This window comes from Marinobacter iranensis (genome assembly GCF_029207565.1).
GTDB lineage: Bacteria > Pseudomonadota > Gammaproteobacteria > Pseudomonadales > Oleiphilaceae > Marinobacter > Marinobacter iranensis.
Map to the genome: position 1 here is coordinate 21437 of NZ_JANCMW010000004.1, position 26247 is coordinate 47683.

Sequence of the window (26247 nt, forward strand, 5' to 3'; positions counted from 1 at the left end):
CACTTCTTGCGCTGCAGCCACTTTAAAAGCGCTCTCTCGTTTTACAGGACGTTTTTTCGCAGAAACTTGCCAATATCCACGATTTCTTCCATGCACACACTGTGCTCCATGGGGAAGGTCTTGTAGGACGGTTCGAAACCCAGCTCCTTTAGCTTCTCAACACTCAGCCGGCCCAGGGCCTCCGGTACCATCGGGTCATGAGTTCCGTGGTAGACAAGGATGGGAATACCCCGGTTGGCGTCAGAAACCTCAACGGTTTTGGCCGTAGCAAAATAAGTGGAAAGAGCAATGATGCCTGCCAGCCGTTTCGGATAGCTCAGCCCCAGTTCGTAGGCGACCGCACCACCCTGGGAGAAGCCGGCAATAACGATGTTCTCGCTTTTCACACCACGCTCGATTTCCCGGTCCACCAGCTTCGCAACGGCATCAGAAGACGTCATCAACTGGTCAGTATCCACCACTCGATCAATGTCCATTGCCTTGATGTCGTACCAGGCGGGCATGGTCATGCCACCGTTGATGGTTACCGGCATATTGGGCGCATGGGGAAAGATAAAGCGAACCGCCGCATCCTCCGGCAATCCGAGCTCCGGTACCACCGGCTCGAAATCGTGGCCGCTGGCACCGAGACCATGGAGCCAGATAACGGATGCGGTAGGGTTCGGGTTGGTTTCCAACTCAATATATTCAAGGTCTTGCACAAAATACCTCAGGTATCAGGAGTGTTCCGGGGTGTATCCGTGTCGCCATTGTGGGCTTCCAGCGCGGTCACCACGGGGTTGGCGTACATATCCAGCAGGTAGGGGCGAATCGCCGGGTCGCAGGCATCCAGCCGCCGCTCCATTTCTGCTTCGGCCGCTTCTATTTCCGCTGCTGACCAGGCCTCCGCCGTCACCACCGAATCGCTCACGGAATCCCGTGTGGTATGGGAGTCCGGGTGTATGCCACGTTGCTGGTAGGCCACAAGGTTGGACGTATGAAGGTGGTAGTTGGCGTGCATCTCGCGGTCTATCCGTGCCGCCAACGCCTTTGGCGAAGCTTCGGCGTCGGCGATAGGGGCGCCGAAATGAACGTGCACGTGCCCCTTGAACCCTGTCAGCCCGCGCATGATCTGGTCCGTGTCCTCGCCTTCCGCCTTGATGTATTTGCCGGTACGGGCTCGCGTTTCCAGCTCACAGGCCTTGTCGATATCGCAGGGGTCATACTCGTAGGCAATAGACACTGGCACGATATGCAGCCTGTTCATGGCTTCGCCAAAATCCAGCCCGCTTTTCTTCTTGCTCATGTAAAACATCTTGATGATGGCAGGGTCGGTAAAATCCAGGCCGTCTTTGGCACGACCTTCCCGCTGCGCAATCCAGATGCTCTCGTTATTGTCGATGCTGTGGTTTATAAACGCCGACAGCATGATGTAGGCGTCGCGCATTTCCCGTGGGCTGGTCATGCTGCGGCGAACAACAAAGCTTTTGTTCAGCCTCATCATCTCGGCAAACACACGGTTGGCCAGCAGGTTGTCACCAATGGCGATCCGGGTGGTGTTGAACCCATTGGCGAACAGCAGGTAGTTGACCACCATCGGGTCGAACACAATATCCCGATGGTTGGAGATAAACAGGTGCGCCGATTGCTTGTCCAGGTTTTCCAGCCCGCTGTGGGTCACCCGGGTGGTGGTGTGGTCCACCAGCTCGCCAACATACCCCGAAAGGCGGGCCTGGAGATCGTCAATACGGGAAAGGCCGCCAAAGTGGCTGACCAGCCAGCGCCTGACCCATATCCTGAGCATGGCCGGTGCCCATTTGGCCAGTGTTGGCGATTTGAAGCGGCCAACCATATCCAGAAATTCCGGATCCTTGACCAGGTTGTTGATGGCCGTTCCGGTTTCCTCGTCCGAATAGGGACGGATGGCATCGAATTCCTGCATGGAGTTCCTGTTTGTTGGGTGCAGAAAAAAGCCGCATTGTAGCGTTTATAAGGTTTGTTTGTCTCCGCCGATTCCGTGACGGGATTCTGGTATCATGGCACGCCTGCCAGAACGGCACGTTTTACCGTCAACCAACACCGCCGGCCAAGTCATGGATTTTGCAGAACTAAGCACAGAGCGCCCCCGTATTTCCGACCAGGACCCGGAAGAAGTCCTGCATCGTGTTTTCGGTTACGAGACCTTCCGCCCCTTGCAGGGAGACATTATTCGCGAGATTGTCGGCGGCGGCGATGCCCTGGTGCTGATGCCCACCGGCGGCGGCAAATCCCTGTGCTACCAGGTTCCGGCTCTCGTTCGTGCCGGCACGGCCATTGTGATCTCGCCACTGATCGCGCTGATGCAGGATCAGGTTGCCGCATTGAAGGAATTGGGGGTAAAAGCGGCGTTTCTCAATTCCACCATGGATTTCGAGCAGGCCCGTGACACCGAGAATGCCCTGATGACCGGCGAACTGGACCTGCTGTACTGTGCGCCGGAACGGCTGATCCAGCCCCGCACCCTGGACCTGCTGCACCACGCGTCCATCTCTCTGTTCGCCATCGACGAGGCCCACTGTGTCTCCCAGTGGGGGCATGACTTCCGCTCCGACTATCTGGAGCTGAGCCGGCTGGCCCACGAGTTCCCCGGTATACCCCGCATCGCCCTGACGGCGACAGCCGACGAGCGCACCCGCAAGGAAATTGCCGAGCGACTCTCCCTGACCGAGGCCCGGCATTTCATCAGCGGCTTCGACCGCCCGAACATTCAGTATCGAATTGCACCAAAAACCAATGCAAACAAGCAATTACTGGATTTTATTAAAGCAGAACATGATGGCGACTGCGGCATCGTTTATTGTCTGTCCCGCAACAAGGTAGACGCCACGGCAAAGATGCTCAGTGACAAGGGCTACACCGCATTGCCCTATCATGCCGGCCTCAACGGCGGTGACCGCGCCCGGCACCAGGAACGCTTCCTGCGGGAAGACGGCGTGATCATCGTGGCCACCATCGCCTTTGGCATGGGTATCGATAAACCCGATGTACGGTTCGTCGCCCACCTGGACCTGCCGAAAAGCCTGGAGGCCTATTACCAGGAAACCGGCCGGGCCGGGCGTGACGGCAAGCCCTCAACCGCCTGGATGGTCTATGGCCTGCAGGATGTGATCAAGCTTCGACAGATGCTCGAAGGCTCCATGGGGAACGACCACTTCAAGCGCGTTGAACGCCAGAAGCTGGATGCCATGCTGGGCCTGTGTGAAGTGACCAGTTGCCGGCGACAGGTGTTGCTGCGGTATTTCGGCGACACCCTGGAACAGCCCTGCGGTAACTGTGATACCTGCCTGAATCCGCCCGAGACCTGGGACGGAAAGGTTGCCGTGCAGAAAGCCCTCTCCTGTGTGTTCAGAACCGGGCAACGTTTCGGCGTCACCTATCTGATTGACGTTCTTCGCGGCTCTGAAAACGAGCGCATTATGCAGTCCGGCCATCACAAGGTATCCACTTATGGGATAGGCACGGAGTTGTCGGCCAACGACTGGAAGTCCGTGTTCCGGCAGCTCGTCGCCAACGGCTACCTGAGGGCCGATCCGGAAGGCTACGGAGCGCTGCAACTTACCGAGCAATGCCGCCCCCTGCTGAAGGGTGAGGTGGCCATCCAGTTGCGTAAGGATCCTGTGGTGAAAGCATCCGGTGGCCGAGGTTCAGGGGGGACGGGCCGCCGCAGGATTGCGGACCAGATCACCGATAAGGCCGGATGGGAAGCGCTGCGTGCCTGTCGCAAGGCACTGGCGGACGACAAAGGTGTGCCGCCCTATGTGATCTTTCATGACGCCACCCTGTTCGAAATCCTGGAGAAGCGACCAAACAGTCTCTCGGAGATGGCGGAAATCAACGGGGTAGGTGCTGCCAAGCTGGAAAAATACGGGGAGACATTCCTCACCGCCCTGCGTGAACTGGACCGCGTCTAGAGTCCGGCCGCGGTACTGTTTATCCACCAATCCGCTAGTCCGCCTTGAAGCCCTTCTTGCGAACCCGATACTGGGCAATGGACGTGGCCACGTGGTTGCCCTCCTGGTCGTACAGGGTGCCTTCCAGCGTAAACGCCGCCCTGCCTGTTTCATCCGCTTCGGCCCTGATGGCTTCCACCGTGGCTTCATCCAGAGAGAACTCAACAAACACATCCGAATTGGCCGGTTGCAGGAACTGCAGGGTCATCTCCTTGAGAATCGGTGTGTAAGCTGGGCCCAGGTCAAACAGGGTCAGCACACCACCGGGGATTTCGGCCACCAGGAAGTAGGCGCCGGCGTACAGGCTGCCAAAGTGGTTCTTGTTCCCCTTCAAACGGATTCTTGCCTTCACGAACCCGGGGCGGACTTCTTCAACACTGAAACCGTTGCGTGGCGCGAACGGAATCGACAGGCCGATAATCCGGTTTACTGCGGCGTATCCACTGGTTTTCCGGAGCCACGCCAGCGGCTGGGTGATTCGCGCCCCGGGGTCTGATGCAGACACCCATTGCCCGGTTGCACCGATCAGGCTGTCGATTATCGTCATACTTGTCTATCCTTCGCTGATGTAATATCAAGAACGAGTAGAATAATAACTCGAATGGACGCGGGGCTGGTATTCAATGAAAGTGAGGCGAGCGTATTGCTGGTTGGCGGGTGTGGCGTTTTCGCTGGTTGGCCCGGGCGTCAGTGTGACTTCCGCATACAGCACCGCAGAGGACACGGTAAAGGAATATCGCCTTTGGTACCGCAACTACGACAGCCCGCAGATCCGCGCCCTTGTAGCCCTCGCCTTTGATAAAACACCGGAATACGGCCCTTACCAGATTACCCGCACGCCTGAAATGGCCCAGGGCCGGGTTATCCGTGAACTGGAGCAGCAGCGATCCACTCTGGTAGACCTTGCCAACGTTGCAACAACGGGCGAAAGGGAGCGAGATCTGCGGGCGATACCCATCCCGATTGATGGCGGACTTTTGGGGCTTCGGGTATGTGTGGTGCTGAAGGAATCGCTACCAAAATTCGAGGGTATCCGCAGCCTGGATGACCTGCAGGAAGCTGGTATCCGCATTGGCCAGGGCGCGCACTGGCCGGACTCATCGATTCTGCAGGTTAATGGAGTTACCGTGGTGACTCACTCCCGGTACGAAATCCTTTTCCGAATGCTGGAGAATCATCGCTTCGAATGCTTTGCGCGAGGAGTCAGCGAAGTCCTCTTTGACCTGGCACTTGAAAACGACGCGGACTTTGTGATCGAACCCAACCTGCTTCTTGCCTACCCGATGCCCTCCTACTTTTTTGTCAGCCGCAACGACCATGAAACCGCACAGCGGCTGCAACTGGGTATGGAGCGGGCGATTTACGACGGAAGCTTTGGAGACTACCTGAACCGCTACTACGGCAGGGCCATTGACGAATTGGGGCTGGATAACAGGACCGTCCTTGTCCTGGATAATCCTTTTCTGACCGGCGAGTCCTGGGCCATTGGCCGTCAGACTCTCCGGGAGCTACGGCGACGCATCAAGCTGCTGTCTACACCCGACACAGACCCGGTCAAACCCTGAAGCGCGACACATTCTGGCTGAGGGTGTTGCCAATCGACTCGATCTGACCGCTGTAAACATCGTTTTCGCTGGCAGCTTTGGCAGCTTCCTGCCCCTGGTCTGCTATGCGGGTGATGGACGAGTTCAGTTCCTCAGTCACTGACGTCTGCTCTTCAGACGCCGTCGCAATCTGGGAAGTCATCTGGCTGATCGATGTGATGGCATCAGCAATCCGGTTAAGCGATTCCATGGCATCCTGGGCTTTTTCCATACTCACATTGGAAACCGCGGTTGATGCTTTCATGACGTCAACAGCCTGATTTGCCCCACTCTGCAGGCGTTCGATCATGTTGTTGATTTCCTTGGTGCTGTCCTGGGTGCGACGGGCAAGGTTGCGCACCTCATCGGCGACCACCGCAAAGCCACGGCCTGCATCCCCTGCCCTGGCCGCCTCGATGGCCGCGTTCAGCGCCAGCAGGTTGGTCTGTTCGGCAATGCCCTGAATCACCTCAAGAACAGACGTAATGTCGGTAACATCCTTGCCGAGCTTGTCGATAACCTCAGCCGCGGCATTAATCTCCTTGGACAACTTCTGCACCGCATCCCTGGAGGCAGTGACGGTTTCGAGCGAGGCGCGGCTGTCTGCATCGGCCGTGTTGGATGCATCCGCCGTCTGCTGGGCGTTCTGTGCAATCTCTCCCGCAGCTGCGGACATTTCATTGATCGCAGTGGCCACCATATCAATCTCGGCCTGCTGCTTTTCCACGCTGTCGCGGCTGGTGCTGGCGGTATCCCGTAGCGAGGAAACGTTATCTCCCAGTTCTGAAGTGCCTCGCTGAACATCGCGAACCACATTCTGTACATTCTCCACAAAACTGTTGAATTCCGCGGCCAGTTTGCCGAATTCATCGTTGGCACTGTCGTCCAGGCGCTTGGTGAGATCCGCCTCGCCACTGGCGATGGAGGCCATGGCCGCATTAAGCCTGTGGACCGGCGCCATCAGCACTCGGATGCCGAAGTGCAGGATGACCAGTGACACCAGCAAACCAATAACCGCGATGATCAGCCCCGTTACGCGCGCGGCCTCAACCGGCGCATTGATCTTGCCTTCATTGATGAAAGTGCCGAGATACCATTCAACACCACGGGCACCTTTTATCCGGTGGAAACTGGCTGTCCAGTTGGTTTCGCCCGCATCGTAACGGTGCGCCTCTCCGCTGAGCCGAGGTTCTTCCCCCAGAAGGCTATTGATCTTCTTACCCACCAGCTTCTGGTCTGGATGGAACAACACGGTGCCATCGTCACTGATCAGCGCAGCGTAGCCGGTATCAGCCAGGGTGATTGCGGAAAGGGTTTGTTCGATAGTCTTAAGGGCAATATCACCACCGACAACGCCCTGGTAGGCGCCACGCTTGACCGGCGCCAGGGTGGAAATGATCGTACCGCCAGTGCCCGCGTCCAGATACGGCTCTGTGAAGGAGGCCGAGCCCATTTGCTTTGCCTGCTTGAACCAGGGGCGGGTACGTGGGTCATAATCACTGGGCAGCGTGGCTTCAGAGGCGTCGTCCTTCATCAGCATGTAGCCATCATCGCGCCCGACATACACATCAATGAAACCGCCGCCTGTGGTTGCAGCCGCCAGGATGACCCTTGCCTCCGAGTCTGTCTCGACCGACTCCAGAGCCCTTGCCGTTGATTCCGTCATCGCAAGGCGGGTATTGAGCCAATCGGCAATACTGGACGTACTCTGGGCCACGGTGTCCTCAATCAGCGCATCCACATAGGTGTCCGTGGTGTCCTGTAGCCTGAGGTTGCCGCTGATGGTGAACGCCCCCATAACAAGCAAAAGCAAAATACCGAAGGCAATGAGCAACTTCTGGCCAAAACTCAGGTTCATTTCTCGGGTCCTTTTCGGGTCATTCTGGTCGCGGGGTGCAAGCATACAGCGTGTTGGCTGCGTGTTCTGTATAAGTTTGTTTTCGGCATTTGCGGCGAAGTCTTTAACGCTATCTGATAAAATGGCACGAACATTCAACGATTTTCTCCAGAACTTTCCTTCTGCATCCAACGGGAGCTGCCACGTATGGCCCACGAAGAACTGCACCTCAACCTTCGTAACCTGACCAACGATGACTACCCCCAGCTCCAGCGTTTAATGGACAGGGTTTACGATGACATCGGCGGCGCCTGGCCCGAAGACACCATCAAGGCGCTGGTTGACCAGTTCCCGGACGGGCAGATCTGCATTGAGGAATCCGGCGAATTGATCGCCGTGGCACTCACTGTCTGCGTCAAGTATGAGCGATTCAGCAACCCCCATACCTATGACGACCTGATACTGCGAAATGAGAAAATCTGGCACAACGCCAAAGGCGATTCGCTTTACGGGCTGGATGTGTTTATCCATCCGGACTATCGCGGTTACCGCCTTGGCCGGCGCCTGTATGAGGCTCGCAAGGAGCTGTGTCGCTCCATGAACCTGCGCGCCATCCTGGCGGGCGGCCGTATCCCCGGCTACCACAAGTATTCGGACCAGTATTCCCCGGAAGAATACATCCAGCGAGTGGATCGCAAGGACATCTACGACCCCATCCTCAGCTTCCAGCTGTCTAACGATTTCCAGGTCACCCGGCTGATGCACAAGTATCTGCCGGAAGACGAGAAGTCCTTGGGCTACGCCACCCTGCTGGAGTGGCGGAACATCCTCTATACGCCGCCTTCACCGGTGCTCAGTGTCAAGAAAACACAGGTGCGCCTGGGTGCGGTCCAATGGCAGATGCGTGAGTTCACGTCGGTGGAAGAAGTGTTGGAACAGGTCGAGTACTTCGTGGATGCCCTGTCGGACTACAAGAGCGATTTCGCGCTGTTTCCCGAGTTTTTCAACGCCCCACTGATGGGCCTGACGGACCAGTTGGACCAGACCCGCGCCATTCGCTTCCTCGCAGGCTTCACGGAGCAGTTCCGAAACCAGATGTCGGAAATGGCGGTCAGTTACAACATCAACATCATCACCGGGTCGATGCCCTTGCTGGAAAACGACCGGGTGTATAACGTTTCCTATCTTTGCCACCGTGACGGCCGTGTCGATGAGCAGAGAAAAATCCACATTACGCCCCACGAGCGCCGCGACTGGGTCATTGAAGGTGGCGAGAAATTCAAGGTGTTCGATACGGACGCGGGCCGCGTTGCCATCATGATCTGTTACGACATCGAGTTCCCGGAACTCGGGCGTCTGGCCGCCAGCGATGAGGTGGATATCATCATGGTGCCGTTCTGGACAGACACCAAGAACGGCTACCTGCGGGTTCGGCACTGCGCCCAGGCCCGTGCCATAGAAAACGAATGTTACGTGGTGATCACAGGCAGCGTAGGCAACCTGCCCAAGGTCGAGAATCTGGACGTTCAGTATGCCCAGTCCTCGGTATTCTCCCCCTCGGATTTTGCTTTCCCCCACGACGCAGTGATGGCGGAAACAACCCCGAACACGGAGATGATCATGTTCTCAGACATGGATCTGGAGAAGCTGAAGCTGGTCCGTAACGAAGGCTCGGTCACCAACCTGAAAGACCGGCGCACGGATATCTACGCGCTCAACACCATACAAACGGGCCAAAATGATACTGACAGTTGAAGAACTGCCTGAGAGCCCTATCGTATGACACTGAACACGTTGCCAAACTGTCTGAGTGTGGCTATTGTTTAACCATACACATCCAAGGTCACTCCCACGGGGTGTCACCCGGGCAAGCCCGGAGTCCAACAGAGATCGCGTTTAAATGAACGAAGCACTGCCGGATCTTGTTGCACATTTCCACATAAAGCGTGGCCTGTTCCGTCGCGAACGGGTGGAAGCCGCGCTGTTCGAGCTGGATAATTTCGGTTGTGTCATCAAGACCGACAAGGTTTTCAATCCCGGTGACACAATCATTCTGGACCTCGTCATGGAAATGCCGTTTGACAACATCAGGGCTGATGGCATTACCGGCCTGGTGACCGAGCGTAGAAAGCACTGCAGCAATTTCTTTTATTCGGTTGATTTTGTTGAACTTAATGACAGCTCTTCTTCAGCCCTGGCCGAGAAGCTCAGGCGCATCCGGGAAGTGGTCGGTAAAAAGCAGTCACTGAAATCCAGACGATCCTCCGGGCCCGCCTCCGGCCTCCGGCAAATGGCCTGAACCCACCCGTATACTCAAATCGCACCGTAAGGAGACAGCCCTCATGGCCAAGAAAGCCAAAAAGCAGAATGTTGATAAAGTCGTCAAGAAAGTGAATAAAGAGTTTGAAAAAACGTCGTCACAGATCGAAAAGCTGATCAACGATGCCCTCAAACAGTTCGACGGCCTCCAGAACCAGATTCAGGAACCCGTTCGCAAACTGTTGAAGGAACTGGATGAACTTCGTGACCGCGAAATGAAGCGCTTCAGCGATGAATATGAGCGCCGTCTGGGAGAGTTCCAGGAATTGCAGAACAACATCCTCGACCGCCTTGGCATCGCCAGTAAGGAAGCCAAAGAGGACGTACAAAAAGCTGCGGATAAAGCCGCCCAAAAGGCACCGTCTTCTGTCGCTGCCAAGTCTGCCCCGAAAAAAGCGGCAACCAGCAAAACAACTGCCAAAAAGCCGGCTGCAAAGAAGGCAACAACGGCCAAGAAAGCCGCCAAGGCCAAGGCCGGTACAACGGCCAAAAGCCCGGCTTCCACTGCGAAGGCCGCACCTGCTAAAGCAGCGCCAAAAAAGACCGCTACCGCTGCAAAGAAACCGGCAGCGGCAAAGCGTACTCCCAAGCCGAAGGACAAGAGCGATCTGACGCAGGTCAAAGGCATCGGCCCCGCCACCGCCCGGAAAATGAAAGAGGCAGGTATTACATCGGTTGACCAGATCGCCAACCCCTCGGCGGCCGACCAGGAAAAGCTGAAGGCGTTCTCGAACGTTAAAGGCTTCAGCACCTTTAGTGACGAAGCCAAGAAAGTCATTTAATGCAACAATCCGAACAGCCTGTTTTACGGGACATTGTCCTGGTTGGCGGCGGACACAGCCATGTTGGGGTTCTCAAGCGTTTCGCCATGAACCCCGTGCCTGGTGTCCGCCTGACACTCATCTGCAGGGACACCCACACGCCCTACTCCGGCATGCTGCCCGGCTACGTGGCCGGGCACTATTCCTACGATGACGTCCATATCGACCTCAGCAAACTGGCGGAATTTGCCGGCGCGCGCTTCTACCGGGATGAAGTCACCGGGATAGACCGCTCCCGGAAACGCGTTGTTTGCCGCTCCCGGCCGGATGTGCCTTACGACATCCTCTCCGTGAATATTGGCTCATCCCCCCGGGTTGGCGATGTCAACGGCGCCACGGAGCATGCGGTACCGGTCAAGCCCATTAACGGCTTCAATAACCGCTGGCTGTCCCTTTTGTCGCGCCTTGAAAACCACGAAGGCCCCATGTCCGTTGCCGTGGTTGGCGCCGGTGCCGGCGGCGTTGAACTTACCCTGGCCATGCAGTTCCGGCTAAGGGCGGAACTGCAGAAGCGCGGCCATGACCCGGACCAGCTTCACTTTCATCTGTTCGATTCGGAAAGCCAGATTCTGCCAACCCACAATGCGCGGGTGCGAGCGGTCTTTGCTGAAAAGCTGGCTAGCCGGGGCGTGAAGGTGCACTTGGGCTCGGCCGTTTCAAACGTCGATGCCAACCACCTGATGACCGAGTCTGGCGAGAAACACCCTGTTGACGAAGTTCTCTGGGTGACACGCGCTGGCGGCCCGGATTGGCTTGCGGATACCGGCCTTGCGCTGGATGAGGGCGGCTTTATCCGGGTGAAGGACACGCTGCAATCGGAATCCGACGACGACATCTTCGCCGCCGGTGATATTGCCAATATGGTGGACCATCCCCGCGAAAAAGCTGGCGTGTTCGCCGTCCGCCAGGGCCGCCCGCTGGCCGACAACCTTAAGCGCTATGCCCTGGGTAAAACGCCGAAGCCCTTCAACCCCCAGAAAAAGTGGCTGGCACTGATCAGCACCGGCGACAAGTTTGCGGTCGCTTCCCGGGGTGACATGTCCTTTTTCGGTAAGTGGGTCTGGCGCTGGAAAGACAGCATTGATAAACGCTTCATGGCAAAGTTTAATGACCTCCCCGCCATGGAAGAGAACACGGCGCTGCCCGATACCGGTGCGGCCCAGAACGCCGAGGAAGCCTCCCAGGCCATTTCCGCCGTGGCCATGCGCTGTGGCGGCTGTGGCGCCAAGGTGGGCAGTACCGTTTTGTCCCGCGCCCTGGGTGAATTGCGCCCGATTGAACGCGACGACATCCTGATCGGCCTGCATGCGCCGGATGACGCCGCTGTACTCACGGTTCCACCGGGCAAGGCGGTGGTGCACACCGTCGACTTCTTCCGGGCCTTTATCGACGATCCTTACGTGTTTGGCAAAGTGGCCGCCAATCACGCGCTGGGGGATGTGTTCGCCATGGGCGCCGAAGCCCAGAGCGCGACCGCCGTTGCCACGGTACCCTACGGCATTGAGTCCAAAGTGGAAGACGTGGTCTACCAGATGATGTCCGGAGCCGTGGAAGTACTGAATGAAGCCGGTTGCGCCCTGGTCGGAGGCCATACCGGCGAAGGCCGTGAGCTCGCCCTCGGATTCGCCGTTAACGGCCTGATTGATCCGGATGAAGTGATGAGCAAGGGCGGCCTGCGGGCCGGAGATGTGCTGATTCTGACCAAGCCGATTGGCACCGGCACCCTGTTCGCTGCCCACGCCAAGCTTGCAGCCAAAGGCCGCTGGATTGACTCGGCGCTCGCCTCAATGATCCAGTCCAACAAGGATGCAGCACAATGCTTGCGCCGATATGGCTCAAAAGCCTGTACGGATGTGACCGGTTTTGGGTTGCTGGGGCACCTTGTTGAAATGACGCGCCCGTCCGGTGTTGATGCGCAACTGGATCTGGGTGCAATCCCGATACTCCCGGGCGCCGAGGAAACCGCAGCAGCCGGAATCCTCAGTTCACTGCAGCCGGCCAATATTCGCCTGCGGCGTGGCATCCGCGACCAGGAGAAGTGGGTCAAGCACCCCCGCTATCCGTTGATCTTCGACCCCCAGACCGCCGGTGGTCTGCTGGCCAGTGTGCCCGCTGATCAGGCCGATGCCTGCGTCAGTGAGTTGAAAGCCATGGGTTATCCCCATACGGCGATCATTGGAAAGGTGCTGCCCCAGGACGAAAGCGGGCCTATCGAGCCGATCACGCTCCGGGACTGAGCCGGGCACGCCCGGCCAACGCCTTCTCAATGGTAGCCAGCAAGGCCGCCTGCTCCGCTTCAGGCGTAAAAAGGCGGGCCAATTCCCGGACGCGGTTGTGCAGTTCTCCGAGGAACCTGGAGGATTGCTCCGCTTGCTGCAGCACCCTGGCGAGATCGGCCTCGTCGCCAACACGGAAATAGCCGGGATAGTTGTCGCCCAGCAGGCCAAGGTTTCCGGAAATATCCGATGCAATCACGGGCAGGCCGGCTCTGCAGGCTTCAGACACAACATTGGCGCCGCCCTCCATCAACGAACTGATCACCATGGCGCGGGATGAGTGCATCAACCGATGGATAGCGGGCTTGTCCAGCTCCCCCAGCCATTTGAAGCGGGGGTTGGCTTCCTGCTCAGCCAGGGCCTGCTGCTCCCAGTCCGGGGTATGGGCCTTGCCGGCATTGAATACGCGAATAGCCGAGGTGTCGGGCAATAGCCGTGCCGCCAATGCGGCCCTCAGGGGGTCTTTCTCCTGGCGCAAGTGCCCGATGACGCAGATATCAAAGGTGTTTTTACGGTCATCCGTCCCGTTTACGGGTTTGTCGGCTGACTGCAGTACCGTGACCAATTTATCCGCAAAGCGTTCGGGAATGTCCCGGCCGACCCGATGGTGGAGCCCAACCAGGCAATCGGCAACCTCCATGGAGTTGTGGGTTTGTTCCGGATAACGGTACTGATGGTCGTAGATATCAGTACCCGTAAGCACGACAATCAATGGCGTTTCCGGGTGCAGGTGCCGGAAGCGGGTCACGGCTTCGTGGCTTCTCCAGGCGTGGAGCGCAATAAACAGGTCACAGGGCTCATCCGTGTATTCAGTAAGCAAGGACACCTGATGCCCTGCCTGCTGGAGAAGTCCGCTCCAACGCTCTGCTGTCGCCCGGTTACCGGCTTTGGACCCGGGCGGCGCGGGCGTGATTAATGCTATTTTCATCGGCGCAGGTGTCCGTAAAGATTTTCATTTTTGATGGATATCCATAACCTGTTTAGCTCAGTAAATCGTATAGCTGTTCAGAGTTGAGGTAAATCACGGTATTCTGAGTCGCTTCGAACATATCTGAATTACACACAAGGAAATTCAAATGGCCTTGAATCTCATACGGAAGTTAATGGTTTCCAGCCTCTTTTGTTTCGGCGCAGCGTCTGCCTCGGCGGAAACGTTTGTGTTCACTGCAATCCCGGATGAAGACGAAACCAAACTGGTTGAGCGTTTTCGCGGTGTCGCCGATTACCTGTCCAGCGAACTGGATGTGGATGTGCGTTACATACCGGTGAAATCCTATGCCGCCGCCGTCTCCGCGTTTCGCAATAACCAGGTTCAACTGGCCTGGTTTGGTGGATTGTCCGGCGTTCAGGCCCGGCGCCTGGTACCCGGTTCCGAAGCCATTGCCCAGGGCGTGGAAGACCAGGCTTTCGAGACCTACTTTATTGCCAACACCAGCACTGGTATTCAGCCAGCGGACGAGCTCTCCGCCCTCGAGGATGAGCTGGAAGGCAAAACCTTTACCTTCGGCTCCAAAGGCTCTACATCCGGGCGCCTGATGCCGGAATTCTACATCCGCGAAACCTTTGGCCAGCAGCCAGAAGAGTTCTTTTCGCGGGTGGGCTTCAGTGGCAACCACACACGCACACTCCGTCTGGTTGAAGCGGGCACCTACGAGGTTGGCGCCCTGAACTTCCAGGTATGGGAGAAGGAACTGGAAAACGGCAACATCGATACCGACGCGGTACAGGTGATCTGGAAGACCCCAACCTACCCGGACTACCAGTGGACCATTCGTGGCGATGTGAATGAGCGGTTCGGTGAAGGCTTCAAGCAACGCGTCACCGAAGCATTGCTGAACCTGGACGACCCTGAGCTTCTTGAAAGCTTCCCGCGCTCTGGATTCATTCCTGCGTCCAATGACGACTATGAGCCCATCAGCAAGACTGCGGAAGAGATTGGAATCCTCGATTGATGACTGGTTTCGATCTGTCAGGCCTAACGGCGTCGTTTGGGGGGGAGCGGGTCATTGGTCCGCTCTCCCTCAGAGTCCAGCAGGGGGAAAAAGTTGCCCTGGTTGGCAAAAGCGGAGCCGGAAAGTCGACCCTCATGCGCCTGATCCACGAGCAGGTTAACCGTGACGCCTCCCTTGTTCCCCAGGAGCTGGGCCTGGTAAACGCGTTGCCGGTGTTCCATAACGTATTCATGGGGCAACTGGACAGGCACCGTAGCTGGTACAACACCGTCACCCTCGTGCGGCCATTCTCCCGCGACCGGGATGGCGTGCGGGAACTGCTGAAAGCACTGGGTATGCCGGAAAAGCTATGGATACCCACTGCGTCCTTGTCTGGTGGACAGCGGCAGCGTGTGGCAATTGCCCGGGCCCTGTATCGCAATGCTCCACTGCTACTGGCCGATGAGCCTATTTCCGCCCTGGATGGGCCTATGGCGCATCAGGTAATGCAGTTGCTGAAAGAACACTTTTCAACCAGTGTGTTTGCGCTTCATGATGTTGACATGGCGCTCGCCTACTGCAACCGAATCGTCGGTATCCAGGATGGCCAGATAGCGCTTGACGAGCCCGCCGAGCGATTGGTGGCCTCAGACATCATGTCTCTTTACTAGCGAAGCCGACCCGTTTCATGCTCCAGTCCCCGACGGTCCGAACCAGCCTAATTTTCCTCGCCATTGCGTTGGTAGCGCTGCTGTTTACCGATATTGCCATCACCGCCTCCAACCCCTGGCGGGATCTCGGTAATTTCTTCCTCGGTGTGGTAACACCCAACTTCTTCAGCAGCGAAGGCCTGATGACGGCTTTACTCCGAACGGTGGCCTTTGCGTTCGTTGGGGTCGCCCTGGGCAGCGTTTGCGGGTTTCTTTTGGCGTTGGTGTACCGTTGGCTGCCCGTAAGGATTATGTGTGCCTTTGTGCGAGCCATACACGAGTTGTTCTGGGCGCTGATTTTTTTGCAGTTTTTCGGGTTCCATCCACTGACGGGCGTGTTGGCGATTGCCATTCCCTACTCCGGCATCTTCGCCAAGGTCTATTCAGAAATCCTCGACGAAGCCGATCCCGAGCCGGGCCGGTTGCTGCCCCCTCGCACCGGTGTGATTGCCGCGTTTCTCTACACCCGCATACCGGATTGCTGGGTCCAGATGCGAACCTACACCGCTTACCGGCTTGAGTGCGGCCTTCGGTCCAGCGCCATTCTGGGCTTTGTCGGGCTACCTACCCTCGGGTTTTATCTGGAATCGGCGTTTTCCCAGGGCCACTACTCCGACGCTGGCGCCATGCTGATTCTTTTCTACGTCCTGATCGCGACCATGCCGCTCTGGGTCAGGCCCAAACTGTTACCCGTTTATCTCGTTGGCGCCCCGTTTTTCCTCGGCGAAGGGCTGCCCATCGTCTGGGGCAATGTTGCCCGCTTCTTCACCCAGGATATTGTGCCATCGCCCTTACGGGGTGAAGAGGGTTGGTCGGGCATGGGCCCATGGCTAGGCGATATGCTCATCAATCAGGCCATGCCGGGCATCTGGAACACAGTGCTCCTCACCCAGGTTGCCCTGGTGGCGACCGGCATCATTGCCCTGCTGGCCTTCCCGTTGATCTCCACCCATTTCGGCGGGCCGGTGCGCCGCACCTCCGGCCATGTGTTCCTTGTGATCATGCGCTCAACGCCGGAATACATTCTGGCCTACATCCTGCTACAACTCTGGGGGCCTTCAATGCTACCCGCTGTGGTGGCATTGGCGCTGCACAATGGCGGCATTATTGGCCACCTTATCGGCCGTCAATCCAGTACCATCCGCCTGAGAACAGACGCACCAACCGGCCTGGACCGGTACACCTATGAACTCGTCCCCAGGGTATACCGCTCATTTCTGGCTTTCCTGTTTTACCGCTGGGAAATCATCATGCGGGAAACCGCCATCCTGGGTATCCTGGGTATCTACACACTGGGCTTTTACGTCGACAGTGCCATCCAGAACATCCAGTTCGACCGTGCCATGGTGCTGATTCTGATCACCGCATCCCTGAATATCGGTGTTGATATCCTGGGCCGCTATATCCGCAGGAAGCTCGCCCTGCAGACCATGCCTACCTGCTAGCTGACTACCCCGTCACAGTTCCGCAGATTCACACCCGGTTTGGCCCGGGTTCCCTTAGTGCTCAGATATACACTTGGTTACAATCCGATAACGGATGTAACAAACACCAGAGCAATGCGGAATGCTTATGATGAACAGCCTTGGAAATGCGTCACCTCCGCAGCCTGTCCAGAAACGTCCAGTTTCCGAGCGCCAGCCACCCCAACAGGGGCGCTCAGACAAGTGCGGGCTGATCACCCAGTTGCATATTCTGATCAGCCTCCAGGTGAGAGACTGCCGGGAACAGGGGCTGGAGATCGAGACCGCTCCACAGGCTGTAAGGGAATACGCGGTTGCCTGGTTATATGGTGCGGCCTGCGCCCTGTGTGATAAGCCGCAGCGCCATTCCGGCGCACTGATCAACCTCGTCAGTCAGTTGGCCAGTCGTAAAACCGGCATCCGGCAACCGGAGGCTGTCCAGGCGCTTTCAACGCTCACGGGTAACGCCACCCTGCTGGCCTGTTTCAGGAACGGTGTGAGTGGTGCGGAGCACTGGAGCGGGCATCGGTATGTTCCGCAGGAGAACAGCCTTTACGTGGCTGTCACCTCGAACGCGTTTATCTGACCGAAATTGTAAGAAGGACTGAGCCCGTTCAGTTACGGGCTGCGGGGCGTGTAGCGGTGTCTTCCAGTGCCCAATCGGTCCCCAGGTACTCGGCATCTACGGTTTCCGGACTGTCTGCCGGGGCACCGGTTATCGCGGGCCGGGAAAAGCTGCCATCCTCCTGGCGCTCCATGCTCTCTACGTCCACGGAACGCACGACGTAGCTGGCTCCTTTACTCGTCACCTTTGTGCGATGGCTGAGCCCGAAGATGAAGCGGCAATAATCGAGTTTGAGCTGAAGCAGGTCCTGTTCCGCCTTCTGGATTTTCCTCAGCAGGACTTTCTGAACGCTATCGCCATAATCCATATGCGCTTCCCTGGACGATTGTTGTGATTCCGTGATTTTACACAATCCTGACACACTGTCATCCTGTCGTCAGGCGCGGCCCTCGGCAATAAAGGTCAGTTTTACAGGCATCGCGGTTTCCTGGTCCATGCCGGCCTGCAGGTCAACTCTCCAGGTCATTTTGGGGTCCGTGGTGCAGAAAGGCGCCGTAAACCGCGCCTCCCATAACTGGCCTCCATCATCCGGCGCCAGCCCGGCCCTGGCCATGGGAACCGGGTACTCGCCCAGGTACATGGACTCACCGCGCAACACAGCCAGCAAACGGGGCTGGCTGCTGTCTGTCTTTATCGTCAGGTGATACTCCGTGCCCTGCCCCTGAACGCCCTCTTTTTTCAGCTGTGCCTGCCAGTTCCTGCCCTGTTGTTCCCAACTGCACGTATCATTGAGCAGGTCGCATAGCACCTCACCCTGATCGGCCGGGGCGCGGTCTTCAGACATCAGCCAGCGCGGGCCGAATATACCCAGCGCGATCACACCAATGATGGCCAACACAGCAACAAGCGCTCTCAACACATCCAACCCTCCACGGTTAAGCGGGCATTATGGGGATAATCGCTGACAAGGCAAAGCTTTCTAAATCATCACCGGTCATGAGAAAATACCGCGCTTTGATCCACCACCAACAGGACAAGCCAGTGCAACCGGATATCTCCGTCAAGCACCTCAACAAAGTCTACGCGGATGGTTTCAGGGCCCTCAACGACATCAACCTCGACATCAAGCCTGGCGAGATCTTCGCCCTGCTGGGGCCGAACGGCGCCGGCAAGACCACGTTGATCAGCATCATCTGTGGCATTGTGAACCTATCGGAAGGCGAAGTGAAAGCGGCCGGCTACGACATCGTCAAGGATTACCGCAAGGCCCGCGAAAGCATCGGCCTGGTTCCCCAGGAGCTCAATACCGACGCCTTCGAGACCGTCTGGGACGCCGTCTCGTTCAGCCGGGGCCTGTTCGGCAAACCACCCGCGCCGGACCACATCGAAAAAGTGCTGAAAGACCTGTCGCTGTGGGACAAACGCAACAACCGCATCATGTCCCTGTCGGGGGGCATGAAACGCCGTGTGATGATTGCCAAGGCACTGTCCCACGAACCTCGCATCCTGTTCCTGGACGAGCCCACGGCCGGTGTGGACGTCGAGTTGCGCCGGGACATGTGGGAAATGGTGCGCAAGCTGCGGGAAAACGGTGTCACCATCATCCTCACCACCCACTACATCGAGGAAGCGGAGGAAATGGCCGACCGCATCGGGGTTATCCGCCACGGCGAGATCATCCTGGTCGAGGACAAATCCCGGCTGATGAGCAAACTGGGCAAGAAGGAACTTCGCCTGCACCTGCAGAACCCACTGGAAAAAATACCGGGAGAACTCATCCTGGAGCCCCTGGAGTTGTCGGATGATGGTTACGAGCTGGTCTACACCTTCGACTCCCAACAGGAACAGGCAGGCGTGGCACGGCTGCTGCGAACCCTGGGCGACCTGGGCATCGAATACCGGGATCTTCAGACCAGGGAAAGTTCCCTGGAAGAGATTTTTGTTGGCCTGGTGCATGAATAAAACCAACCGGTATGCGGGAGTAACGCAATGAACCTTTACGGTGTCCGAGCAATCTACAACTTTGAAATGGCCCGCATGCGCCGCACCCTGATGCAGAGCGTGGCCTCGCCGGTTATTTCCACGTCGCTGTACTTCGTGGTGTTTGGCTCCGCCATTGGCAGCCGTATGGGCGATATCGACAACATCAGCTACGGGGCCTATATCATTCCGGGCCTGGTGATGTTGTCACTGCTGATGCAGAGCATTTCCAACGCCTCCTTTGGCATCTACATGCCCAAGTTCTCCGGCACAATTTACGAGTTGTTGTCCGCGCCCGTCTCCTACATGGAGGTCGTCCTCGGCTATGTCGGTGCCGCCGCCACCAAGTCGGTGATCCTGGGCGTCATCATACTGATTACCGCCAGGCTGTTTGTGGACTACGACGTGTTACACCCCTTCTGGATGTTCGCCTTCCTGGTGCTCACCTCCATCACCTTCAGCCTGTTCGGATTTATCATCGGCATCTGGGCGGACGGCTTTGAAAAGCTGCAGATCGTACCACTGATGATTGTGACCCCATTGGTGTTCCTCGGGGGTACCTTCTACTCGATCGAAATGCTGCCGGAAATCTGGCAGACCATCAGCCTGTTCAACCCCGTGGTGTACCTGATCAGTGGCTTCCGCTGGGCGTTCTACGGCGTGTCGGATGTGCATGTGGGCATCAGCGTGGGCATGACCCTGCTGTTCCTCACCGCCTGCATGGTGGCCGTGTGGTGGATCTTCAAAACCGGCTACCGGCTGCGTTCCTGATGCAGCATCGGATACCGGGGCGCAGCCTCAGGGCGTTTTTGCCTGTGATGGCCCTGCTGTTCTCCGGGTGCCTGGCCGCGCTTCCCGATAACGAGTCGTTGCCAGTGAAGCAGGCCTGCCTGATATCCGGGGAGCAGGCGGTTCCCATCACCGTCGAAATTGCCAGGACTTCGGCAGAGAGGAGCCGGGGGCTGATGGACAGGGTAAGGCTGGCTCCGCACTCAGGAATGCTGTTTGTCTACAATGACCAGCGCCGGGCGGATCACGGCTTCTGGATGTACCGCACACTGATTCCGCTGGACATCGCCTACCTGGATCGCGACGGCATCATCGGTGCGATTCGCCATATGGTTCCCTGCCCGTCAGACCAGGGCCGGGACTGCCCCACCTATCAGGCGGGCGTCCCTTTTCGCCAGGCACTTGAGATGAACCTGGGCTATTTCGAAAGCCAGGGCATTGGCGTGGGAGATCGGCTTTCGCTGGAAGCGACTGACTGCCGTTAGTCAAGTCCTCCCTACTCGTCTTTCCATTCCGGTTTGCGTTTGTCCATGAAGGCACAGATGCCCTCCTGGGCGTCCACCGCCTGCAGGTTCTTCGCCATCACTTCCGAGGTAAAACCATAGGCTTCGGCCAGCCCCATTTCCAGTTGCTGGTAAAACGCCTCTTTACCGATCTGGAGGGTACGCCCGGACTTGCCCGCAATGGTGGCAGCCAGACGATACACGGTTTCATCCAGCACCTGCTCATCCACCACCCGGTTCACCAGCCCGATCTGCTCTGCTTTCAGCGCGTTGACCATCTCACCCGTCAGCAGCATTTCCATGGCGTGCTTGCGGGACACATTCCGGGACAGCGCCACCATGGGCGTGGAACAGAACAGCCCAATATTCACCCCCGGCGTGGCAAAACGCGCGGTATCGGCTGCAACCGCCAGGTCGCAACTGGCCACCAGTTGGCACCCTGCGGCCGTAGCGACACCAGCCACGCGGGCAATCACCGGTTTCGGCAGGTTTACAATCTGCTGCATCACCTTACTGCACAGGTTGAACAGCTTTAGCTGGAATTCGTGGCTGTCCAGCTGGTCGCGGATCTCCCGCAGGTCATGCCCGGCGCAGAACACCTGCCCGGCCGATGCAATGACCACCACCCGGGTGCTCACATCACCCGAGACCGATTCGAGCTCTTCGGACAGTGCCGTCAGCATAGCCATGGACAGGCTGTTGCGGCGTTCCGGCTGGTTCAGCGTGAGCGTGGTGATTCCATTTTCAGTGTATTTTTTTACCAACGCTTCGGTTTGCTCGGTCATCATACCCCCTGTTCCGTTTTCCTGTTGTATCCTTTATCCCATGAGAGATGCAAAGAAACAACGCCGTAAACTGAAACAGCAACTCGCCGAAGCCACTTCCTACGAACAGTGGCTGGCCATCGCCACGCACCTGGACGAACTGGAAGGCATGCTCGCCTGGCGGGAAGAGGAAGGCTGTGAACTGCTGCATGAAGCGCTGATTCGCGAGCATATCGACGCCATGGTGCGCTGCCGTGAAAACGGCGATACCCGTGGCCTCACCCGCGTTCTTCAGGAAAGCCTCTACCGCCACCTGGGTGAGATCGCCAACCCGGACCTCTACGCCATCGCCTGGACCGGCACCAAGTATCTGGTGTCTGAATTCCTTGATGAAGTGGAACGCTCGATGTACTTCATCTGCGACAACCGCATGCCGGGTGTGACCAACCAGCAGAAACTGCGGCTGTTTCAGGACGCAGAGAGGGTTTATGGCCGCCCCGCTCTGATGCTCAGCGGTGGCGCCGCTTTCGGGATCTATCACATTGGCGTTACCCGTGCCCTCTGGCAGCAGGGGCTGCTTCCGGACGTGATCGCCGGCTCCAGCATGGGTGCCATTGTGGCAGGCGCCATCTGCACCCGGAGCAATCCAGAGCTGGAACGCTTCTTCTATGAGCCCGGCGAGGTCCACCTGGACGCTTTTCGCTGGCTCGAACCCGGCCGAATCTGGCGTAAGCGCCACGCCATGGACCAATCCCAGCTTCTCCATCACATCCATAGCAATATCGGCAGCATCAGTTTCCGTGAGGCAGCAGAACATAGCGGGCGTACCCTCAATATTTCAGTATCGCCCACCAGGACCCGCCAGAAACCCAGGCTACTGAACAACCTGGCGTCGCCCGAAGTACTGGTGGACTCTGCCATCCTGGCCTCCTGTGCGGTGCCGGGGATCTACCCACCAGTCACACTCCAGGCCCGGGACGGCGCCAAAGGCAAAGCTGGCTCGAAGCCCTATATGCCCACCGAGCGCTGGATCGACGGCAGTGTGCACGGGGACCTGCCATTGATGCGCATGGCGCGGCTGCACAACGTCAACCGCACCATTGTCAGCCAGGCCAACCCCCATGTGTTGCCGTTTATCAGCTATCACCACCAACGCGGCCCCGCCGCATCGGCAAAACAGGCCGCCACTTCGCTGATGCACGCCCAGGTAGCCACCACCCTGAACCTGACCCGTAACAGCTGGTCGTCAACCATCCTGCGGCCATTGCTGGAACAGGCCCATGCCATGGCCACACAGACCTACCTGGGGGATATCAACATACAATTCCCGTTCCGGCCGTTGTTGTATCGCAAATTACTCACCAACCCCGGCCAGGAGGAGCTGGAAATGTTCATCCGCCTGGGTGAGCAGGCCACCTGGCCGCGACTGGCCATGATCCGGGACCAGACCCGAATCAGCCGTACCTTTACCAACTGCATCGCGCGGCTTCAGCAGGCCTGCGCCGCCAACGACAACGCCCCGGAGTAGCTCCTTGCAGACAACGCGGATAAAAGGCCTGACCATTGCCGCCCTGGGCGTGCTGTTTATCGTTCCAGACGCACTGCTTATCAAGATTACCTCGGTGAACCCCGTGGTCTTCCTGTTCTGGCGTGGTTTGCTGCTGGCCGCCAGCTTCCTGGTGATAGGCTCGCTGAGATACCGTTCCCGCCTGGGCCCGGAAATCAGGCGCTGCGGCTGGAAAGGGGCGTTTTGCGCCGTTGCATTCGGGTTCAGTCAGCTCGGCTTCGTGATGGGCATGAAGAACACCGCCGCCGGTAATGTGCTGGTGATCCTCAATACGTCACCGGTCATCGCCGCGCTCATCGCCTGGCTGGTCTGGAAGGAAGCCCTGCCCTGGCGAACCTGGATTGTCATCCTCGTGTGCGTGGCGGGCGCCACCCTGATGGCCATGGGGGAATGGGGCCGCGGCGACCCGCTGGGGCTGATCATGGCCGGTGTTGCAGCAACGGCCCTGGCCCTGAACCTCAACATGGCACGCTCGAAACCCGACAGTGACATGAGTGTTGTGCTGATGTTCGGCTCGCTGGCCGTCGCCGGCGTGGCCGCCCTGGCCGGTGGCGCGGTATGGCTCTCGCCACGGGACGGCTTCTTCATCGCTCTGCTGTGCCTGTTTTTCCTTCCGATAGCCTGCGTCCTCATCCAGATTGGCCCACGCTATATTCCGGCGGCGGAAGTCAGCCTGATGCTGCTACTGGAGACTGTGCTGGGCTCGTTTCTGGTGTGGCTGTTTCTGGGAGAGGTGCCCACAACGCTCAGCCTGATCGGGGGAGCGATTGTCTTCTCTGCATTGTTGGTTCACGGCTGGGTTGAGGTAAAACGCTATCGGCAAACCCGAGCGGCCTGACGCATCCGTTGATGTACGGACAATCCCGCCCGATTTGTAAGCCACCCAAGACTTGAGGCGGCAAAAACTGGATAATGGCAGCCGGCTTTTCATAGCCCGCTCAATTCTGCAAACGCGGTACCCTGTTCATGGAAATCAAAGTTAATTTTCTCGAAAACCTCAGGCTTGAAGCCAAGTTTGATGATTTCACCGTCGTCACCGACCAGCCCATTCGCTACAAGGGCGATGGCTCGGCACCCAGCCCGTTCGACTATTTCCTGGCCTCGTCGGCGCTCTGTGCGGCTTACTTTGTACGGGTGTACTGCAAGGCGCGGGACATTCCCACGGAAAACATCCGCCTGTCGCAAAACAACATTGTCGACCCGGAGAACCGCTACAACCAGATTTTCAGAATTGAGGTGGAACTGCCGGAAGATATTTCCGACAAGGACCGCCAGGGCATCCTGCGCTCAATCGACCGCTGCACCGTGAAAAAAGTGGTGCAAACCGGCCCCGAATTCCAGATCGAAACCGTCGAAAACCTCGACGAAGACGCCCAGGCCCTGCTGATGGCGCCGGAAGGTGATACCAGCACCTACATAGAGGGCAAGGATCTGCCGCTGGAACAGACCATTGCCAACATGAGTGGCATACTGGCGGACTTGGGCATGAAGATCGAAATCGCCTCCTGGCGGAATATCGTGCCCCACGTATGGTCCCTGCACATCCGCGACGCTGCCTCCCCCATGTGTTTCACCAACGGCAAGGGCGCCACCAAGGAAAGCGCACTGTGCTCGGCCCTGGGTGAATTCATCGAGCGACTGAGCTGCAACTTCTTCTACAACGACCAGTTCTTCGGCGAAGACATCGCCAACAGCGAGTTCGTCCACTACCCCAACGAAAAATGGTTCAAGCCGGGACCTGACGACGAGCTGCCCGACGGCATCCTCGACGATCACTGTCTGGCCATCTACAACCCGGAAGGTGAGCTCTGCGGGTCCAACCTGATTGACACCAATTCCGGCAAAACCGACCGGGGCATCGTGTCGCTACCGTTCGTTCGCCAGTCCGACGGCGAAACGGTGTATTTCCCTTCCAACCTGATCGAGAACCTGTTCCTCAGCAACGGCATGAGCGCGGGCAACACCCTGCCAGAAGCCCAGGTACAGTGCCTGTCTGAAATCTTCGAGCGCGCGGTCAAGAAGCAGATCATTGAAGAGGAAATGGCGCTGCCGGACGTGCCCCAGAATGTGCTGGATAAATACCCGCACATTGTTGAGGGCATCAATGCTCTGGAAGCACAGGGTTTCCCGATTCTGGTGAAAGACGCCTCCCTGGGCGGTCGATTCCCGGTTATGTGCGTGACGCTGATGAACCCGCGAAACGGCGGCGTGTTCGCCTCTTTCGGCGCGCATCCGAGTTTCGAGGTGGCGCTGGAACGCAGCCTGACCGAACTGCTGCAGGGCCGCAGCTTTGAAAACCTCAACGACGTACCGGCGCCCACCTTTAGCACCCAGGCGGTGACGGAGCCCAACAACTTTGTCGAGCACTTTATCGATTCCACGGGCGTGGTGTCCTGGCGGTTCTTCAGCGCCAAATCCGATCTGGCGTTCTGCGAGTGGAACTTCTCCGGCACCAACGAAGAAGAGGCCCGCACCCTGTTCGGCATTCTGGAAGACCTTGGTAAAGAAGTGTACGTGACTACCCATGAAGACCTGGGCGCACCGGTATGCCGCATCCTGGTCCCCGGCTATTCCGAGGTCTATCCGGTAGAAGATCTGGTGTGGGACAACACCAACATGGCGCTGGACTATCGCGAAGATATCCTCAACCTCCATACCCTCAGCAATGATCAGCTGGCCGATCTGGCCGAGCGCCTGGAAGCCAGCCAGCTCGACAACTACATGACCATCATCAGCCTGATTGGCATCGAGTTCGACGAGAACACGGTCTGGGGCCAGCTCACCATTCTGGAACTCAAACTGCTGATCTGCCTGGCCCTGCAATGGCACGAAGAAGCCCAGGAATTTGTCGACATGTTCCTGCAGTTCAACGACAACACCGTGGAACGCAACCTGTTCTACCGCGCCATTAACACCGTTCTGGAAATCACCCTGAGTGACGAACTGGAACTGCCCGATTACCTGCCCAACCTGCAGCGTATGTTTGGCGAAGACACCATGGCCGCCGTGGTTGGCTCGGTCAGCGGCGAAGTACGCTTCCATGGCCTGACGCCCACCAGCATGAAACTGGAAGGCCTGGATAAGCATCAGCGGTTGGTTGACAGCTATAAGAAATTGCACGCGGCGCGGGCTGCCAACGCGGGTTTATAACGGCTACCGCCCCCGAACCAG

General features: G+C 57.9%; 24 protein-coding genes. 16 read left to right on the forward strand and 8 right to left on the reverse strand.

All coding sequences use genetic code 11. The features are described 5' to 3' along the window. Positions 1 to 41: 41 nt before the first annotated feature. The gene (locus NLU14_RS08120; RefSeq protein WP_275705723.1) at positions 42 to 701 is read right to left on the reverse strand and encodes an alpha/beta hydrolase; all 660 of its coding nucleotides are present in this window, start codon (positions 699 to 701) and stop codon (positions 42 to 44) included. Between the two features lie 8 nt (positions 702 to 709). Next, complete coding sequence (locus NLU14_RS08125; protein ID WP_275705724.1) at positions 710 to 1921, reverse strand: lysophospholipid acyltransferase family protein; 1212 nt, start codon at positions 1919 to 1921, stop codon at positions 710 to 712. 94 nt (positions 1922 to 2015) lie between these two features. On the opposite strand from NLU14_RS08125, the gene recQ reads away from it, so the two are divergent. After that, positions 2016 to 3929 (forward strand): DNA helicase RecQ, encoded by a 1914-nt coding sequence (gene recQ / locus NLU14_RS08130; RefSeq protein WP_275705725.1) that lies wholly within the window; start codon positions 2016 to 2018, stop codon positions 3927 to 3929. 34 nt (positions 3930 to 3963) lie between these two features. On the opposite strand, the gene NLU14_RS08135 is transcribed toward recQ, so the two are convergent. Further along, on the reverse strand, positions 3964 to 4515 hold the full coding sequence (locus NLU14_RS08135; protein ID WP_275705726.1) for a PaaI family thioesterase: 552 nt from the start codon (positions 4513 to 4515) through the stop codon (positions 3964 to 3966). A gap of 76 nt (positions 4516 to 4591) precedes the next feature. On the opposite strand from NLU14_RS08135, the gene NLU14_RS08140 reads away from it, so the two are divergent. Beyond that, positions 4592 to 5533 (forward strand): hypothetical protein, encoded by a 942-nt coding sequence (locus tag NLU14_RS08140; RefSeq protein ID WP_275705727.1) that lies wholly within the window; start codon positions 4592 to 4594, stop codon positions 5531 to 5533. On the opposite strand, the gene NLU14_RS08145 is transcribed toward NLU14_RS08140, so the two are convergent. Next, entirely contained in the window at positions 5523 to 7409 is a 1887-nt protein-coding gene (locus NLU14_RS08145; RefSeq protein WP_275705728.1) for a methyl-accepting chemotaxis protein, read from the reverse strand. The genes NLU14_RS08140 and NLU14_RS08145 overlap by 11 nt on opposite strands. 186 nt (positions 7410 to 7595) lie before the next feature. Here NLU14_RS08145 and NLU14_RS08150 point away from each other — a divergent pair, with 186 nt between their 5' ends. The 4 genes from NLU14_RS08150 (at position 7596) to selD (ending at position 12765) form a co-directional block, all read left to right on the forward strand. Further along, a complete protein-coding gene (locus tag NLU14_RS08150; protein ID WP_275705729.1) occupies positions 7596 to 9143 on the forward strand; it encodes a bifunctional GNAT family N-acetyltransferase/carbon-nitrogen hydrolase family protein in 1548 nt (515 codons plus the stop codon). Positions 9144 to 9288: 145 nt separating this feature from the next. Next, positions 9289 to 9687, forward strand: a complete 399-nt coding sequence (locus tag NLU14_RS08155; protein WP_275705730.1) for a hypothetical protein — start codon at positions 9289 to 9291, stop codon at positions 9685 to 9687. A gap of 43 nt (positions 9688 to 9730) precedes the next feature. Then, positions 9731 to 10489: a helix-hairpin-helix domain-containing protein gene (locus tag NLU14_RS08160; RefSeq protein WP_275705731.1), complete on the forward strand. Its 759-nt coding sequence runs from the start codon at positions 9731 to 9733 to the stop codon at positions 10487 to 10489. Then, positions 10489 to 12765, forward strand: a complete 2277-nt coding sequence (selD, locus tag NLU14_RS08165) for a selenide, water dikinase SelD (RefSeq protein ID WP_275705732.1) — start codon at positions 10489 to 10491, stop codon at positions 12763 to 12765. Before NLU14_RS08160 ends, selD begins: the two co-directional genes overlap by 1 nt. Here the strand turns inward: selD and senB are convergent. Further along, positions 12749 to 13732 (reverse strand): selenoneine biosynthesis selenosugar synthase SenB, encoded by a 984-nt coding sequence (senB, locus tag NLU14_RS08170; RefSeq protein ID WP_275705733.1) that lies wholly within the window; start codon positions 13730 to 13732, stop codon positions 12749 to 12751. The two genes, selD and senB, sit on opposite strands and share 17 nt — an antisense overlap. 148 nt (positions 13733 to 13880) lie before the next feature. Between senB and NLU14_RS08175 the strand changes: the two genes are divergently transcribed. The 4 genes from NLU14_RS08175 to NLU14_RS08190 all read left to right on the forward strand — a co-directional run bounded on the left by NLU14_RS08175 (position 13881) and on the right by NLU14_RS08190 (position 17494). Further along, on the forward strand, positions 13881 to 14756 hold the full coding sequence (locus NLU14_RS08175; RefSeq protein ID WP_476738648.1) for a putative selenate ABC transporter substrate-binding protein: 876 nt from the start codon (positions 13881 to 13883) through the stop codon (positions 14754 to 14756). After that, positions 14756 to 15406 (forward strand): phosphonate ABC transporter ATP-binding protein, encoded by a 651-nt coding sequence (locus NLU14_RS08180; protein WP_275705734.1) that lies wholly within the window; start codon positions 14756 to 14758, stop codon positions 15404 to 15406. Before NLU14_RS08175 ends, NLU14_RS08180 begins: the two co-directional genes overlap by 1 nt. A gap of 17 nt (positions 15407 to 15423) precedes the next feature. After that, entirely contained in the window at positions 15424 to 16890 is a 1467-nt protein-coding gene (locus tag NLU14_RS08185; protein ID WP_275705736.1) for a PhnE/PtxC family ABC transporter permease, read from the forward strand. Between the two features lie 127 nt (positions 16891 to 17017). Beyond that, entirely contained in the window at positions 17018 to 17494 is a 477-nt protein-coding gene (locus tag NLU14_RS08190; protein WP_275705737.1) for a hypothetical protein, read from the forward strand. 28 nt (positions 17495 to 17522) lie between these two features. On the opposite strand, the gene NLU14_RS08195 is transcribed toward NLU14_RS08190, so the two are convergent. Continuing rightward, entirely contained in the window at positions 17523 to 17840 is a 318-nt protein-coding gene (locus tag NLU14_RS08195) for a hypothetical protein (RefSeq protein WP_275705738.1), read from the reverse strand. 69 nt (positions 17841 to 17909) lie between these two features. Then, positions 17910 to 18392, reverse strand: coding sequence for a hypothetical protein (locus tag NLU14_RS08200; RefSeq protein ID WP_275705740.1), 483 nt, complete (start codon positions 18390 to 18392; stop codon positions 17910 to 17912). A gap of 122 nt (positions 18393 to 18514) precedes the next feature. On the opposite strand from NLU14_RS08200, the gene NLU14_RS08205 reads away from it, so the two are divergent. From NLU14_RS08205 to NLU14_RS08215, 3 genes are read left to right on the forward strand one after another with little or no spacing between them, the layout of a single operon-like run. Continuing rightward, the gene (locus tag NLU14_RS08205; protein WP_275705741.1) at positions 18515 to 19435 is read left to right on the forward strand and encodes an ABC transporter ATP-binding protein; all 921 of its coding nucleotides are present in this window, start codon (positions 18515 to 18517) and stop codon (positions 19433 to 19435) included. Between the two features lie 27 nt (positions 19436 to 19462). Next, positions 19463 to 20224, forward strand: coding sequence for an ABC transporter permease (locus NLU14_RS08210; RefSeq protein ID WP_275705743.1), 762 nt, complete (start codon positions 19463 to 19465; stop codon positions 20222 to 20224). Beyond that, positions 20188 to 20727: a DUF192 domain-containing protein gene (locus NLU14_RS08215; RefSeq protein WP_275705745.1), complete on the forward strand. Its 540-nt coding sequence runs from the start codon at positions 20188 to 20190 to the stop codon at positions 20725 to 20727. Before NLU14_RS08210 ends, NLU14_RS08215 begins: the two co-directional genes overlap by 37 nt. 11 nt (positions 20728 to 20738) lie before the next feature. Here the strand turns inward: NLU14_RS08215 and NLU14_RS08220 are convergent, their stop codons facing one another. Next, positions 20739 to 21530 carry an enoyl-CoA hydratase gene (locus NLU14_RS08220; RefSeq protein WP_275705995.1) on the reverse strand — a complete coding sequence of 264 codons (792 nt, stop codon included), beginning with the start codon at positions 21528 to 21530 and terminating at the stop codon, positions 20739 to 20741. 40 nt (positions 21531 to 21570) lie between these two features. Between NLU14_RS08220 and NLU14_RS08225 the strand changes: the two genes are divergently transcribed. The 3 genes from NLU14_RS08225 to NLU14_RS08235 all read left to right on the forward strand — a co-directional run bounded on the left by NLU14_RS08225 (position 21571) and on the right by NLU14_RS08235 (position 26226). Continuing rightward, positions 21571 to 23037, forward strand: coding sequence for a patatin-like phospholipase family protein (locus tag NLU14_RS08225; RefSeq protein ID WP_275705746.1), 1467 nt, complete (start codon positions 21571 to 21573; stop codon positions 23035 to 23037). Between the two features lie 4 nt (positions 23038 to 23041). Beyond that, positions 23042 to 23914, forward strand: a complete 873-nt coding sequence (locus NLU14_RS08230) for a DMT family transporter (protein WP_275705747.1) — start codon at positions 23042 to 23044, stop codon at positions 23912 to 23914. A gap of 128 nt (positions 23915 to 24042) precedes the next feature. Continuing rightward, positions 24043 to 26226, forward strand: a complete 2184-nt coding sequence (locus NLU14_RS08235) for an OsmC domain/YcaO domain-containing protein (RefSeq protein ID WP_275705748.1) — start codon at positions 24043 to 24045, stop codon at positions 26224 to 26226. Positions 26227 to 26247: the final 21 nt, after the last annotated feature.

Excerpts from the sequence above, each read along its gene's own strand:
- NLU14_RS08125 (WP_275705724.1), bottom strand. The coding sequence starts at position 1,921 with ATGCAGGAATTCGATGCCATCCGTCCCTATTCGGACGAGGAAACCGGA.
- recQ (WP_275705725.1), top strand. The coding sequence starts at position 2,016 with ATGGCACGCCTGCCAGAACGGCACGTTTTACCGTCAACCAACACCGCC.
- NLU14_RS08135 (WP_275705726.1), bottom strand. The coding sequence starts at position 4,515 with ATGACGATAATCGACAGCCTGATCGGTGCAACCGGGCAATGGGTGTCT.
- NLU14_RS08140 (WP_275705727.1), top strand. The coding sequence starts at position 4,592 with ATGAAAGTGAGGCGAGCGTATTGCTGGTTGGCGGGTGTGGCGTTTTCG.
- NLU14_RS08145 (WP_275705728.1), bottom strand. The coding sequence starts at position 7,409 with ATGAACCTGAGTTTTGGCCAGAAGTTGCTCATTGCCTTCGGTATTTTG.
- NLU14_RS08150 (WP_275705729.1), top strand. The coding sequence starts at position 7,596 with ATGGCCCACGAAGAACTGCACCTCAACCTTCGTAACCTGACCAACGAT.
- NLU14_RS08155 (WP_275705730.1), top strand. The coding sequence starts at position 9,289 with ATGAACGAAGCACTGCCGGATCTTGTTGCACATTTCCACATAAAGCGT.
- NLU14_RS08160 (WP_275705731.1), top strand. The coding sequence starts at position 9,731 with ATGGCCAAGAAAGCCAAAAAGCAGAATGTTGATAAAGTCGTCAAGAAA.
- selD (WP_275705732.1), top strand. The coding sequence starts at position 10,489 with ATGCAACAATCCGAACAGCCTGTTTTACGGGACATTGTCCTGGTTGGC.
- senB (WP_275705733.1), bottom strand. The coding sequence starts at position 13,732 with ATGAAAATAGCATTAATCACGCCCGCGCCGCCCGGGTCCAAAGCCGGT.
- NLU14_RS08175 (WP_476738648.1), top strand. The coding sequence starts at position 13,881 with ATGGCCTTGAATCTCATACGGAAGTTAATGGTTTCCAGCCTCTTTTGT.
- NLU14_RS08180 (WP_275705734.1), top strand. The coding sequence starts at position 14,756 with ATGACTGGTTTCGATCTGTCAGGCCTAACGGCGTCGTTTGGGGGGGAG.
- NLU14_RS08185 (WP_275705736.1), top strand. The coding sequence starts at position 15,424 with ATGCTCCAGTCCCCGACGGTCCGAACCAGCCTAATTTTCCTCGCCATT.
- NLU14_RS08190 (WP_275705737.1), top strand. The coding sequence starts at position 17,018 with ATGATGAACAGCCTTGGAAATGCGTCACCTCCGCAGCCTGTCCAGAAA.
- NLU14_RS08195 (WP_275705738.1), bottom strand. The coding sequence starts at position 17,840 with ATGGATTATGGCGATAGCGTTCAGAAAGTCCTGCTGAGGAAAATCCAG.
- NLU14_RS08210 (WP_275705743.1), top strand. The coding sequence starts at position 19,463 with ATGAACCTTTACGGTGTCCGAGCAATCTACAACTTTGAAATGGCCCGC.
- NLU14_RS08220 (WP_275705995.1), bottom strand. The coding sequence starts at position 21,530 with ATGACCGAGCAAACCGAAGCGTTGGTAAAAAAATACACTGAAAATGGA.
- NLU14_RS08225 (WP_275705746.1), top strand. The coding sequence starts at position 21,571 with ATGAGAGATGCAAAGAAACAACGCCGTAAACTGAAACAGCAACTCGCC.
- NLU14_RS08235 (WP_275705748.1), top strand. The coding sequence starts at position 24,043 with ATGGAAATCAAAGTTAATTTTCTCGAAAACCTCAGGCTTGAAGCCAAG.